Origin of the sequence: Candidatus Burkholderia verschuerenii (assembly GCF_001189365.1) — a bacterium.
Lineage (GTDB): Bacteria > Pseudomonadota > Gammaproteobacteria > Burkholderiales > Burkholderiaceae > Caballeronia > Caballeronia verschuerenii.
Window position 1 is genome coordinate 1 of the sequence record NZ_LFJJ01000156.1, and the last position, 13,882, is coordinate 13,882.

The 13,882-nt window shown below is 64.1% G+C and carries 8 protein-coding genes and 3 pseudogenes; 4 read left to right on the top strand and 7 right to left on the bottom strand.

The features are described 5' to 3' along the window. Window positions 1-1,077 precede the first annotated feature (1,077 nt). Both BVER_RS21485 and BVER_RS21490 read left to right on the top strand, forming a co-directional pair. Window positions 1,078-2,268: a hypothetical protein gene (locus BVER_RS21485; RefSeq protein ID WP_050455011.1), complete on the top strand. Its 1,191-nt coding sequence runs from the start codon at window positions 1,078-1,080 to the stop codon at window positions 2,266-2,268. A gap of 33 nt (window positions 2,269-2,301) precedes the next feature. Beyond that, complete coding sequence (locus BVER_RS21490) at window positions 2,302-2,919, top strand: YadA family autotransporter adhesin (protein ID WP_050455012.1); 618 nt, start codon at window positions 2,302-2,304, stop codon at window positions 2,917-2,919. A 22-nt stretch (window positions 2,920-2,941) separates the two neighbouring features. On the opposite strand, the gene BVER_RS21495 is transcribed toward BVER_RS21490, so the two are convergent. Beyond that, the gene (locus tag BVER_RS21495) at window positions 2,942-4,609 is read right to left on the bottom strand and encodes a Na+/H+ antiporter (RefSeq protein ID WP_050455013.1); all 1,668 of its coding nucleotides are present in this window, start codon (window positions 4,607-4,609) and stop codon (window positions 2,942-2,944) included. A gap of 351 nt (window positions 4,610-4,960) precedes the next feature. Here BVER_RS21495 and BVER_RS21500 point away from each other — a divergent pair. After that, a pseudogene (locus tag BVER_RS21500) lies at window positions 4,961-6,281 on the top strand (EAL domain-containing protein). A gap of 3 nt (window positions 6,282-6,284) precedes the next feature. Here BVER_RS21500 and BVER_RS21505 read toward each other — a convergent pair. Next, window positions 6,285-9,847, bottom strand: a pseudogene (locus BVER_RS21505) (indolepyruvate ferredoxin oxidoreductase family protein). A gap of 232 nt (window positions 9,848-10,079) precedes the next feature. On the opposite strand from BVER_RS21505, the pseudogene BVER_RS21510 reads away from it, so the two are divergent. Then, window positions 10,080-10,670: pseudogene (locus tag BVER_RS21510) on the top strand (glutathione S-transferase family protein). A 5-nt stretch (window positions 10,671-10,675) separates the two neighbouring features. Here the strand turns inward: BVER_RS21510 and BVER_RS21515 are convergent. From BVER_RS21515 to BVER_RS21535, 5 genes are all read right to left on the bottom strand, one after another. After that, a complete protein-coding gene (locus BVER_RS21515) occupies window positions 10,676-10,921 on the bottom strand; it encodes a hypothetical protein (protein WP_050455014.1) in 246 nt (81 codons plus the stop codon). A gap of 17 nt (window positions 10,922-10,938) precedes the next feature. Continuing rightward, window positions 10,939-11,160, bottom strand: coding sequence for a hypothetical protein (locus BVER_RS21520; RefSeq protein WP_050455015.1), 222 nt, complete (start codon window positions 11,158-11,160; stop codon window positions 10,939-10,941). Between the two features lie 118 nt (window positions 11,161-11,278). Next, window positions 11,279-12,190 carry a carbohydrate kinase family protein gene (locus tag BVER_RS21525; RefSeq protein WP_050455016.1) on the bottom strand — a complete coding sequence of 304 codons (912 nt, stop codon included), beginning with the start codon at window positions 12,188-12,190 and terminating at the stop codon, window positions 11,279-11,281. Between the two features lie 6 nt (window positions 12,191-12,196). Beyond that, complete coding sequence (locus tag BVER_RS21530) at window positions 12,197-13,450, bottom strand: AGE family epimerase/isomerase (protein WP_050455017.1); 1,254 nt, start codon at window positions 13,448-13,450, stop codon at window positions 12,197-12,199. Between the two features lie 18 nt (window positions 13,451-13,468). Next, window positions 13,469-13,882, bottom strand: a 414-nt coding sequence (locus tag BVER_RS21535; protein ID WP_198155321.1) for a substrate-binding domain-containing protein, incomplete at its 5' end; no start/stop codon positions are given.

Below are 13,882 nucleotides of genomic sequence, written 5' to 3' on the forward strand. Positions count from 1 at the left end.
CACAGCAGTAGCGAGTGTTCTCGTCGTGTGTCTGGGCGCTGGTTCCCATGCGATTCGCGCTTTCTCGCCCACCTTGGTAACGGTCCCCTTCGGCTTACTCCGGCCCGCTCGCGCGGCCGGTTTAGGGACGTATAAGCAACCGGCAGGCAATCACCGAAACGACCTCGAATACCCCATCGGTTTTACCGTTATTCGGTCCTACCTCGGTTAGTGCTTCGACGAAATTTATTCGCTGGCGCAGGTCTACGCGCAGTCGCGGTGCGCCTCCTGGGCGTCGCGCGGCACTAACTCCCTCCTCTCGCAGATTGCCTATCGTCGCGCTTTGTCTCCTGGCGCAGAACCGCTCGCATTCGTTGCCGATACCGAACAACTCGCCACCAACTCTGACGCGTTTGGTTTGCGTATGCGCGTGATTTTCATAGGAGCGCCGACCAAGGTAGGGCCGAATAACGATAACCGCGATGCCGCGTGCGATGTCGTTTCGCTGATCACCTGCCGGTTGCCTGTACGAACCTGAACCGGCCGCGCAGCGGGCCGGAGTAAGCCGAAGTGGACCGTTACCGAGGTGGGCGAGAAAGCACTGATCGCATGGGAACCAGCGCCATCACGCGCCACGAAGACACTCGCTATTGCTGTGCCAAGTCTAAAGTTCTGTGCCGGGGCCGGTGTGAAGCACTTTTGATCGGCCAGCGACTTTCTTTGGTTACTTTCTTTGCCGCCGCAAAGAAAGTAACCCCTCCGCCGGGGAGGCGGTTACTGCAAAACAAAGCACGATAAGAGAGCCAAACAACAAACCCCAACAACCAAGCGCCAGCAACAGTAAAAACCCCACCCGACCATTAAGACTTCTCCGATGTGTCACCACGACCTCGTTCAATAAAGTCCCGTGCACCGCAAATCGATTTCGATGTACTGCGGCTAACTCGCTGTCTTCACGCGTCAAATTAGTCAAAATAATTTGTAAAACTAATTATCTTGACGGATATCAATCAAGCCGCCTGTCGACGACTCTCGCCAGCAGAAAGCAGCCCGACAAAGACGCGCGAAGACAGCCATTTCTAAAGAACGAGGTAAAGGATGAAACTTAAACTTCGCACGCAACCCACGGCGTCGGACCGCAATCAACGACTAACCACTCCGCGCAGGAAGATCAGCGTATGGATCAGCCTGCTCGCATCGGCTGCATTCACGCTCGCGGGCAGCGCGTATGCATCGGTGACGCTGGATTTCGGCGCGCATACGAAAAACACGACGGGCGGTTTTCCCGGCTCGGGCATCGCGATCGGCTATATGGCCAACGGCGATACGACCAACCCCGGCGGATCGTCGCCCGTGGCGAACGGCGCGAACGCGAACGCCAGCGGCTTTTACTCGCAAGTCGCGATCGGCGATCACGCCACGGCGACGGGCAAGGATGCAGTCGCGGTCGGCGGCAACATCTATAACGGCGGCGCCACGGCGACGGGCGACTACAGCGTATCGTTCGGCACGCAGAGCACGGCGACCGGAACCGGCGCGATCGCGATCGGCGGCGACGGTTCGGCGGGCGCGTCGGCGGCGGCGAATAACGCGCTGGCGTTCGGCGCGAAGTCGAAGGCATCGGCGGACAATGCAATGGCGATGGGCGCGGACGCGCAGGCCGGCAACGCGAACGACGTCGCGCTCGGCGCAAACAGCAAGACCGCGGCGGTGCAGGCCACGACCAACGTGACCATCGACGGCGTCACGTACGAAGTCTCGGGCATCGACCCGACCAGCACGGTGAGCACCGGCGATGCAGGCTCGGAACGCACGCTGACGAACCTCGCCGCCGGCGGCGTCGATGCGACGAGCACCGACGCCGTTAACGGTTCGCAACTGAACGCGACCAATCTCGCCGTCGAAGCGCAAAGCAGGAAGACGAACGCGCTGGGCAACAGCACCGCGACGGCACTCGGCGGCGGCGCGACCTACGATCCGTCGACGGGCGAACTGACCTCGCCGACCTACACCGTCTACGGCCAGCAGACGACCGGCGTCGACAACACCGTCGCCGCGTTGCAGAACAACGCGCCGCTGCAATACTCGACGGCCGCCGCGCCCACGACGGGCCTCGGCGCGAACGGCGCGCCCGTATCGAACGATGTCACGCTCGTCGGACCGGACGCGAGCGCGCCCGTCACGCTGCACAACGTCGCGCAAGGCGTCGGGGATACGGACGGCGTGAACGTCGCGCAGCTCAACTCGGCGATCAGCAACGCGGTCATCAACGTGTTGCCGACCGATTAGCCGTGGGTCGCCAGCCAACCGGCGAACTATCTCGTGCCGAGCGCAACGGGCACCGATGCGCTCGCGGCGGGCAGCGGCAGCGTCGCGTCGGGCCAGGGCAGCACGGCGATGGGCACCAACAGCGTCGCGTCGGCGCAGGACAGCAGCGCGATCGGCTACCACAGCGCGGCGAGCGGGCAGGGCAGCACGGCCATCGGCGCGGGCGCGCAGTCGAGCGCGGTCAACTCGGTGGCGCTGGGCGCGAACTCGGTCGCGGATCAGGCGAATACGGTGTCGGTCGGATCGGCGGGCAACGAGCGCCGCGTGACCAATGTCGCGCCGGGCGTCGCCGGCACGGATGCGGTCAACGTCAATCAGTTGAACGCGCGCAGCAGCGATTTGCAGAACCAGATCGACACCAATCTGAAGAAGTCGTATGGCGGCACCGCTGCCGCGATCGCGATCGCCGGTCTGCGTTACGACGATCGTCCGGGCAAGATTTCGGCGGCGGCGGGCGTGGGTTACTACCACTCGCAAGCCGGACTCGCGATGGGCATCGGCGGGACGTCGGACGATGGCCGCTGGCGCGTGAACGGCGGCATCACCGTGTCGCCGACGCTGTCGTCGCCGGATGTCGGCGCGATGGTCGACGTCTCGCACACGTTCAACTAAATGCGCGCGGCGGCTTGAGCGTTCAGGCCGCCAGCCCGCGTTTGCGATTGACGATCGCCGTCTCCGACAGATCGATCTCGCGCAACAGCTTGAACAGCGTCTCGTCGTTGATCGCCTGAGCCGCGCGGAGTCTGAACAGCTCCGCGCGCTCGGCGCTCAGCGCGGCCATCTTGAGGCGCGTCTCGACCATCTCGCTCTTCTTGGCGACCACGCGCGGCGCTTCGTCGTCGCCCAGGGATTCGAGACGACGCCGGTACATGCCCATCACGCGCGCGGTGGAATCGGCGCAGCGCGCGGACGCGGCTTCGTCCATCTGCACGACGAGCTCGTCGTGCGTATCGTCGATGGCGCGAATCGCCGCCTGCGCCGCGCGACGCCGCGCCATCCGTTCTTCCGCCGCATGCGGATTGCGCAGGCGCTCGGTGCCGCGCAGCAAGATCGGCAGGCCGATCACCGCGATCAGCAGCGACGCCAGAATCACCGCCGACGCGATGAAAATCGCCAGATCGCGTCCTTCGAGCGGCGTGCCGTTGTCGAGCGTCACGGGCAGCGACAGCACGCCCGCCAGCGTCACCGCGCCGCGCACGCCGCCGATGGTCGTCATCGCCAGCGTGCGAAACCCCGGCGCCGCGCTTTCGATACCGTGCTTGACCGCCGCGCGGCTCGCGAACCAGCGCAGGCAATACACCCACACGAAGCGCAGCGCGTACAGCGCGAACACCATCGCGAGCACGTAGCCGATCAGCAGGCCGACTTTCCGCGAGCCATCGTGATGCGCCTCGACCAGCGCCTGCCCGATGATGTGCGGCAACTGCAGCCCGAGCAGGATGAACACCATGCCGTTGAAGACGAATTCGATCATCGTCCAGGTATTCGCCATGCGCACGCGCGCGACGCTCGGAATGCCGTCGCGCAGGCTCTGGATGTTCATCATCATGCCGCCCGACACCGCCGCCAGAATGCCCGAGCAGCCCACGCGCTCGGCCACGACATACGCCGCGAACGGAATCAGGATCGTCAGCACGACGCCGGCGGCGGGATCGTCGTCCTCGGAAAACCGGAGCAGACGCTGCGGAATCTCGGTCACCGCCCAGCTGATCGCCGCGCCGATCGCCAGCCCGCCCGCCGCGATGATGAAAAAGCTGATGGTCGCCTCGCGCATCGAGAACATGCCGGTCAGCGCCGCCGCGATCGCGAACTTCAGCGCGACCAGGCCGGACGCGTCGTTCATCAGCGCTTCGCCTTCGAGGATATGCATCAGGTTGGCGGGAATGCGGTTGCGTCCGGCGATGCCCGACAGCGCGACCGCATCGGTCGGCGACAAGACGGCGGCCAGCGCGAAGGCGACGGGCAGCGGCATCGACGGAATCATCGCGTGCAGGAAATAGCCGAGCGCGCCGACGGTGATGAACACCAGCCCGAGCGCGAGCATCAGCACGGCGCGCCGCTGCATGTACAGCTCGCGCTTCGGAATGCGCCAGCCGTCCGCGAACAGCAGCGGCGGAATGAACAGCAGCATGAACAGTTCGGGATCGAAGGTGACGTGCAGCCCGAAGCCCGGCCACGCGAGACACGCGCCGATGACGATCTGCACGAGCGGCAGCGGCAGCTTCACTGGAAGCAGCGACAGGCCGAGCCCGGACAGGGCGACGGTCGTAAGAAGAATGAGAACGGTAAAGACGATTTCCATGTGTGCGCTACTGCACGGCGCACGATGGCGGCATCCGCCCACGCCGTCTAGGATGAGTTCGATGAGACCCCGCAGTTTAGCCCGAGCTTATGACGTGGACAGACATGGGCATTCTTCGGACAGCGCGGCGCGATGCACCGTAGCAGTGCGTGTGCACGCCAAATCGCCTGCCGACGGTGCACGCTGCAAGGCATTCGACGGCAAATCACGCCGCGTCGCGCGCACGGACCTTGCTTTAACGACTCCACGAGGGACGTCAGACCCTCGGAGTTCAACGAGGGCTGTTCCTATGAAAACGGTATCGAACGGGTCCGGCGCGAGACCTGGGCAAGTCGCAGTCGGGGTGTCGTCATGGTGATCGTGAATCCGGAGAAGACCACGGTCTTCACGCGCAGTTTCGAACTCGGGGTGATGTCCGGCCTCGACCGCTATTCCGTCGAGCACGGCGAATGGACGCTGTCGAGCGTCTTCCAGCCCGTGTTCAGCCTGTCGCATATGCGCGCCGTCGGCTACGAAGGCCTGCTGCGCGCGCACGATACGCTGGATCGCCCGGTGCCGCCCGTCGACGTGTTCGGCCAGGCGACGCGCACCGGCGAAGCGCTGCAGATCGACCGGCTCGCGCAGGCGCTGCATCTGGAAAACTTCAAGATGCTCGGCGCGCAGGACGAATGGCTGTTTCTGAACGTGCATCCCGGCGCGCTGACCGAGCCGTATCACGCCGCCGCGCTGATGGCGCAATTTGCGGCGTCTGCATATCGAGCCGCGCCGCGTCGTGCTGGAAGTGCTCGAGCAGAGCGCCGAGGATATCGAGCGGCTCGCGCTGGCGGTGCAGCAGTTCCGCGATCAGGGCTTTCTGATCGCGCTGGACGATTTCGGCGCGGGGCATACGAATATCGAACGGATCTGGCAACTCGATCCGGATATCGTCAAGCTCGACCGCGTGATGCTCTCGCACGCCGGCCATAACGTGCATGCGACGCCGTCGGCGCGCACGCTCAAGCAGCGCCGCAACATGGAAGCGGTGCTGTCGGGCATCGTGTCGCTGCTGCACGATGCGGGCAAGCTCGTGCTGATCGAAGGCGTCGAGACCGAACACGAGGCGCAACTGGCGCTGGCGAGCGGCGCGGATTTCGTGCAGGGCTTTTTCTTCGCGCGGCCGCATCCGGGTCTCACCGATGGCGTGCACGCGCAGACCATCATCGGCGAATTGACGGAGCGTTACCGGCAGCAGACCGAAGCGCGCGAACGACGCGTCGCGACGCGGCTTCAGCCGTATGTGCGCGCGTTCGAGCGCGCGGCGGAACGGCTCGCGGCGGGCGAGCCGCTCGAAGAAGTCTGCTGGAATTTCCTCGCGCTCGATAACGCCGCCCGCTGCTTCCTGCTTGATGCGAACGGCAAGCAGGCCGGACGCAATGTCGTGCTGCGTGCCGATCGCGCGTCGCACGAAACGCGCTATCTGCCGCTGATCGACGCGCAGGGCGCGAACTGGCTGCGTCGCCCGTATTTCCGCGCGGCGCTCGCCGATCCCGAGCGCGTGCAGGTGACCAAGCCGTATCTGTCGATCAACGAAGCGATGCCGTGCGTCACGCTGTCCGTCGAGACGCGTCTGAACGGCAAGCGCTGCGTGCTGTGCGGCGACATCGACTGGACCTTCGACGACAACATCGACTGACGCTTATTTCGTCACGACGACCGGAATGCCCTTCAGCACGGACGCGCCCTTCATCGTGTCGATGGCGGCCTGAACCGCGCTGCTCGTCGCCGCTTCGATACCCAGACGCGCGGCGATCTCGCGTTCGCTGCGCTTGACCATCGCGACGTTCGCGAGCTTGACGTGGCCGTAGCCGCGCACGCGTTCGTGCAGCGCGGCGAGCGCCTGGACGTCGCTCAAGTCGCGTGGGTTCGATAAAGCGCGCGTCATCGTGATTTCGTAATCGAGCGCGAGCTGGCGTTCCATGCGACGTTCGAGCGTTCTGCCGAACGGATCGAGCACGCTGCCGCGCAACGCGCGGAACCTCGCGAGACCGCCCATCACGGTCCACATCCATTGGCCGAACACTTTCTTCTTCGGCGCGCCGTCGTGTGCGAGCGTGGGCGGCGCGAGATTGAACTTCACCGAATAATCGTCGCCGGCCGCGCCTTCGAATTGCGCGGCGAGCGCGGCGCGGAACGCCGGATCGGTGTGCAGGCGCGCGACTTCGTATTCGTCCTTCACGGCGAGCAGCTTGTAGAACGTGATGGCGATGGCGCGCTTTATCTCCTCGTTCGCCGACGATGCCTTCGCGATCAACGCACGATACCGCTTCACATATTTCGCGCCGCCATAAGCAAGCAGCCGTTCCTCGCGATCGCGGATCAATTCGTCGAGCGACATTTCCGCCTGCGTGATGTTTCGCCTGACGACCTGCGCCGTCAGCGATTCGAGCGCGCTCAAATCCGCCGACGCGAGGCGTCCGATCGAAAACGCCAGCTTGTTCTTATCGACAGCGACGTTGTTGAGTTCCAGCGCGCGCATCAGCGCCGCCAGCGATACCGGCACCAGCCCGAGCTGCCACGCGAAACCCAGCATCAGAATGTTCGCGCCGATAGTGTCGCCGAGGAAACGCGTCGCGAGCGCTTGCGCATCGCAACTGCGCAGCGCGTCGCGTGCATCGACGCCCGCCGCGTGACGCATCTTGTCGATCAGCGCGTCCGCGTGAAGATTGGCGTCGGGATTCTGCACGAAGCTCGCGTTCGGAATAGCGTGCGCGTTCACGACGATCTTCGTGCGATCGTACCGCACCGTTTGCAGCGCTTCCGGACTTGCGCCGACGACCATATCGCAGGCGAGCAGCAAGTCGGCTTGCTGCGTGTCGATGCGTACTTGATTGAGCAACGCATCCGTCGCGGCGAAGCGCACGAACGACAACACCGAGCCGCCCTTCTGCGCGAAGCCCATGAAGTCGAGCACCGACGCGCTCTTGCCTTCCAGATGCGCGGCCATGCTGATCAGCGCGCCGACCGTCCGACGCCCGTGCCGCCGACGCCGGTGACGAGAATGTCGTACGGCGCCTGGTCGAGATGCGTGTGCGGAATCGACAAGGCCTCGACGCGTCGCGCGAGTTCGGCGGGATCGAACGCGTGACCTTCCGCGCGCCTGAGCGTCGCGCCTTCGAGCGTGACGAAGCTCGGGCAGAAGCCGTTCACGCACGAGTAATCCTTGTTGCACGACGACTGATCGATGCGACGCTTGCGCCCGAGTTCGGTCTCGACCGGCTCGACGGACAGGCAATTCGATTGCACGCCGCAATCGCCGCATCCTTCGCAGACGGCTTCGTTGATAAACAGACGATTGTCCGGATCGGGAAACTCGCCCTTCTTCCGGCGACGGCGCTTTTCCGCCGCGCACGTCTGGTCGTAGATCAGCACGGTCACGCCGGATAGTTCGCGCAGACGGCGCTGCACATCGTCCAGTTCGCTTCGATGATGAAACGTCGTGCCGCGCGGAAACTGATCTTCGTGACCTTGATACTTTTCCGGTTCGTCACTCACGACGACCAAGAGCGCGATGCCTTCCGCTTCCACTTGCCGCGCGATCTGCGGCACCGAAATGCTGCCGTCGACGGGCTGGCCGCCGGTCATCGCGACGGCATCGTTGTAGAGAATCTTTTAGGTGATGTTCGCCTTCGCCGCGACGGCCTGACGGATCGCGAGAATGCCCGAGTGAAAGTACGTGCCGTCGCCGAGATTCTGGAAGACGTGCGGCGTTTTCGTGAACATCGAATGCGAGGCCCAGTCGACGCCTTCGCCGCCCATCTGAATCAGACCGGTCGTATCGCGCTCCATCCAAGACGCCATGAAGTGACAGCCGATGCCCGCCTGCGCGACCGATCCTTCCGGCACCTTCGTCGACGTATTGTGCGGACAGCCCGAGCAGAAGTAGGGCGTGCGCTTCACGGCATCGGCGATATTCGACAGAATCTGCGGCGCGACGAGATCGACCACCTTGTCGCGGCGATCGAGCGCGGGCTTGTGACGCGCGAGCCAGTCCGCGAACACCGGCAGCACGCGCGACGGACGCAGTTCGCCCAGTGCTGAGAGCAGCGGCGCGCCGTCCTGAGCGCTTTTGCCGATCACAACCGGCCGCGCGCCATGTTCGCGGTTATAGAGATGCTCCTTGATCTGTTGCTCGATGACCGGACCTTTTTCCTCGATCACGAGCACTTCCGACAGCCAGTCGACGAAGGTATCGAGCCGCGTCGTTTCGAGCGGATACGACAGGCCGACTTTGTAGATTCGCACGCCCGCCGCATCGAGATCGTCGACGGTCAACTCCAGCCGACGCAGCGCTTCCATCAAATCGAGATGCGCCTTGCCGCACGTCACGATGCCCACGTTCGCGCGCGCACTCGGCGCAATCCACTTGTCGATGCTGTTCGCGCGCGCGAAGTGGCGCACGGCGTCGATCTTCGCGGCGAGGCGCGCTTCGATCGTCAGGCTCGGAAGATCGGGCCAGCGGTTGTGCAGGCCGCCTTGAGGCGCGGTGAAATCTTTCGGCGCCGGCCACGTCAGATTCAGCGCATCGAGATCGACCGTCGAGCCAGATTCCACCGTCTCCGATATCGCCTTGAAGCCGACCCACGCGCCCGAGAAGCGCGACAGCGCCCAGCCGTAGACGCCGAATTCCAGCATGTCCGCCACATTCGACGGATTCACCACGGGCATGTGCCACGAGATCATCGTCTGATCGCTTTGATGCGGCATCGACGACGACACGCAACCGTGGTCATCGCCCGCGACGACCAGCATGCCGCCATGCGGCGACGAACCGTACGCGTTGCCGTGCTTGAGCGCATCGCCCGCGCGGTCGACGCCCGGGCCCTTGCCGTACCACATCGCGAACACGCCATCGACGGTGCGCTCCGCATCCGATTCGACGCGCTGCGTGCCGAGCACGGCGGTGCCGCCGAGTTCCTCGTTGATCGCGGGCAAAAAGCGCACATCGTGCAATTCGAGCAGCTTCTTCGCTTTCCACAATTGCTGATCGACCATGCCGAGCGGCGAACCGCGATAGCCGCTGATGAAACCGGCGGTGTTCAATCCGGCAGCGCGATCGAGTTCGCGCTGCATCAGCACGAGCCGCACGAGCGCCTGCGTGCCAGTCAGGAAGATACGGCCGGTCGTCGCGCTCAGGTTGTCGCTGAGTTGGTAGTCGGACAGGCGCGGGGAAAAGGCATCGGCGGGGACGCGGGCGTTCATCGAATCTCCAGTTTTCTTATGTGAGGCGATACGACATTTTTCGCCGCCATTACCGGAAATTTTTTGCTGTCTCGCCGGAGATCCGGGCAAGTGGAGAAGCCGCGCGGTGTTTTTCGAGATACACGAGAGAATTCTTCTCGATCCGGCCCATCTCGGCGTTAACCCGAAGCGGACATCCGCGTGCTTCAGACTAACCTGACCGTTCGATCACGACCGAAGGAAACGCAAGCCGATGAAGCTCTACTACTGGCCGAAAACGCGCGCCTTCCGCGCTCTGTGGATGCTCGAAGAAATGCGCGTGCCGTACGACCTCGAATTCGTGAATATCCGCGCGGGCGCGCAGAACGAGACGGCGTTCAATCGCGTGAATCCGATGTGCAAGCTGCCCGCGCTCGAAGATCGTGGCGCGTGTATCGCGGAATCCGGCGCGGTGCTGCTGTATCTCGCGGATCGCTATCCGGAAACGCAACTCGGCGTCGCGCTCGACGATCCCGCGCGCGGCCGCTTTCTGCAATGGATGTTCTTCACCGGCTCGTGTCTCGAACCCGCGATGGCCGAGCGGATCACCGGCGCGCAGAGCAACACGGTGAGTTTCGGCTGGGGCGATCTGGGCCGCGTCGAGCACGCGATCGAAAGCGCGCTCGAAGAAGGGCCGTGACTATTGGGCGAGCGCTTCACCGCCGTCGATATCCTCGCGGCGAGCACGCTGCAAATCGCCTTCATGGCGAAGCTGATCGAGCCGCAAGGCGTGCTGTTCGATTACGTCGAACGCGCGACCGCGATCGATCTGCGCGAGGCGCAGCGCCTGGCGAAAAAGCCGTAGAGGCTTTAAGGAAACGTCGGCGGTTTCGGGATGCCCGCGCCCGCTTCGATATCGGCGACGCCGCGTTGATGCGCGAGTTCGACGGCTTCGGCCTTGTCCGTCAGGCCGGCGTCGCCGCCGACCGTCGTCCAGACTTGCACGGCTCGGTCGTTGTGACGGATTTCATATTCGGCGTCCCAGCGCGCGCCCTGAAGTTCAACGGGGCGCACGTGAATCGCGTAGACGCCATATAGGAAGATCTGCTCCGGCATGATGCCCTCCGCTGCCTCTACAGTTCGATTTCCCCGAGGATGCGGTGCGCGAGCGCCCGCGCTTCATCCAGCGCTTCCGCCTCGTTCTCCGACGCGGATTCCACTTCGTAGACGGTCGCCTCGTCCGCTTCGCCATCGTCGCGACTCAGCGACACGAGCCCCTGAAACTGGCCCGAATCGGTGGCGCGCACGCCGATCGTCGCGGTGTAGATGCCTTTCGTGTAGGTCGTGTCTTCCATGATGGAATCACCTCGTGGCAAGGACGCAAATTCACTCTAGCACGCGGTGTTGCGTGCGTCAGAGCGGAAGCGTTTCACCTCCGGCGCAACGGGCGTTCCAGCGCGGACTTGTTCGGTTTCAGCCCAGCAATTCCTCGACTTCCCGCAAAGTCGGCGAATGCGCGCCCGAATGACGGCACGCCGCCGCGCCCGACGCGAGCGCAAACTTCAGATGATCGGGCCACTCGCCATGACGCGCCATCAGGCTGTAAAGCAGTCCGCCGATGGACGCATCGCCCGCGCCGACCGTATCCGCGACGGTCACGCTCGGCGGCCGCGCCTTGTAGGTCTGATCGCCGACATGCAGCGTCGCTTCGCCCGAACCGCGCGTGACCAGCACGGTGGCTTGCGGGTTCATCGCGCGGACTTGCGCGAGGGCGTCGGCTTCGGGAATGCCCTTGAACAGCATATGCAGATCTTCGTCCGATACCTTGATCAGATCGGCGAGACCCGCCATCTTGCGCAGAATCGGCTCGTAACCGTGTTCCATCAAATTGCGATAGTTCGGATCGAAGCTGATCTTGACGCCGTGCTCGCGCAAGGTGGCGGCAAGCCTGGCGAGCGTCGCGCCGAGCGGCTGACGCACGAGGCTGATGCAGCCGAAGTGCGCCCACTTCACGCGCTCCATCCAGCCTTGCGGCAGCGTCGACGGATCGAACGCGAGGTCCGCGCCGTTTTCGCCCATGAAGTAGTACGTCGGCGGTTGCGTTTTGTGGACGATCGCCAGCAGCGGCGGGCGCTCGACGCGCTGCATGAAGCGCATGTCGAGACCGGCGGCGACGCTGGCATCCCACAGATCGTCGGAGAAATTGTCGGTGCCGAGCGAACCGGCGCATGCCGTCGGAAGCCCGAGTTGCGCGACCGCGCGCGCGACGTTCCAGCCCGCGCCGCCCGGACGCGACAGCCAGCTCGACACATCGGTGCGGATCATGTCCGTCAGGATGTCGCCGGCGGAAACGAATTGCGGGAAGTTACCGTGCTCGCTTGCCATGTTCTTTCACCGTGTGGTCGAGGTGGAACCGAGGGCGTTCAGCACTTCGTAGCATGCGCCCATCGTGTGGTAGTCGGTCTTGCCGGCGGGACTTTTTTCGTCGCCGTATTTGCGGTTGTCGCAGGTCAGAATGCGATACCACGCGCCGTATTCGTGATCGACGAAATGCTCCCAGCTATAGCGCCAGAGTTCGTCGTAGCAATCCCAGAAACGCTCGCGGCCCGTGCGCGCGCCGAGCAGCGCCGCCGCCGCGAAGCTTTCCGCCTGCACCCAGAAGTATTTGTCGTGATCGCAGATGGAATCGTCCGGGCCGAAGCCGTAGTACAGGCCGCCGTGACGGCTGTCCCACGCGCGGTTGAAACCGGCATCGAACAGTTCGACCGCGCGCGACGCCAGCCACGGCAGCTTGCGATGCCGCTCCAGAATCAACAGCAGCTTCGCCCATTCGATCTGATGTCCCGGCTGAAAACCCCACGGCCGGAAGATGTTCGAGCTATCCGATTCGTTGTAGTGCCAGTCCACCGACCAGTCGCGATGAAAGTGCGCCCAGATCAGGCCGTTCGACAGCTTCGCCTGACGCAGCGTGATATTGCCCGCGATCTTTTCCGCGCGATCCAGATACAGCACGTGACCGGTCGCCTCGTAGGCGGCGAGCAGCGCTTCGGTCGCGTGCATGTTCGCGTTCTGGCCTCGATAGTCCGAGACTCGCCAGTCCGGCGTGGCTTCGTCGGCGTAGAGACCGGCGTCGGCGTCCCAGAAGCGCTTTTCCATCAGCGCGAAGGTTTCGTCGATCATCGGCTTCGCTTCGTCGATGCCGGCCATCGCGGCATGCGCGCAGGCGAGCAGCACGAAGGCCATGCCGTAGCAATGACGCGTGCCGTCGAGCGTGCATTTCTGGCCGTCGCGCCACTCGATTTCCCAGTCGTAGCCTTCGAGCGCGGCGTCCCAATGCGCGTCGCGCAGGAAGTTGAAGGCGTGGCGCGCATCGTCCTGATACGACGCGTCGCCGAAATGCCGATACGCCATCGCATAATTGAAGACGAAGCGCGTGCTGCTGACGAGATGGCGCGTCGTGGGGTCGTAGATGCTGCCGTCGTCCTTGAAGAAGTGGAAGAAGCTGCCCGACGGATCGCGCCCGTTCGGCGCATAGAAGGCCAGCGTGTCGCGCACATGCGAAAGCAGGAATTCGCGGCTGCGGAAATCGATCGATGTGCTCTTTTCCGCGACGGGTGCTTCGGCGAGAGTTGCGGTCATGTTCATGTCGTTCTCATGTCTGGCTCAAGTCCCGGTCCGGGTACTCGCGCGAGGAATGAAGTTGACGTCCACCAGCGTGTCGGCCTGGCCTTGTTCGGGATGATCTTCCAGCAGCAGTTCGACGCTGCGCCGCCCGAGCGCTTCCTTGTCGATGGCGACCGTCGACAGTGGCGGCGTGCTCTGCGCGGCGGCGGGAATATCGTCGAAGCCGACGAACGCGATGTCCTCCGGCACGCGCAACCCGCGCGCGAGACAGACGCGCATCGCGGCGAGGGCCGCTGCATCGTTATAGGCGAAAACGGCGTCGGGCAACGGATTCGATTGCGCGCGCGCATCGGCGATCAGGCGTTCCATCGCGTCGGCGGCGGCGAAATCGGCGGGCAGACCGGGCTGCGTGTTGATTTCGAGCGGCGGATCGAACAGCAATCTGGCATCGAA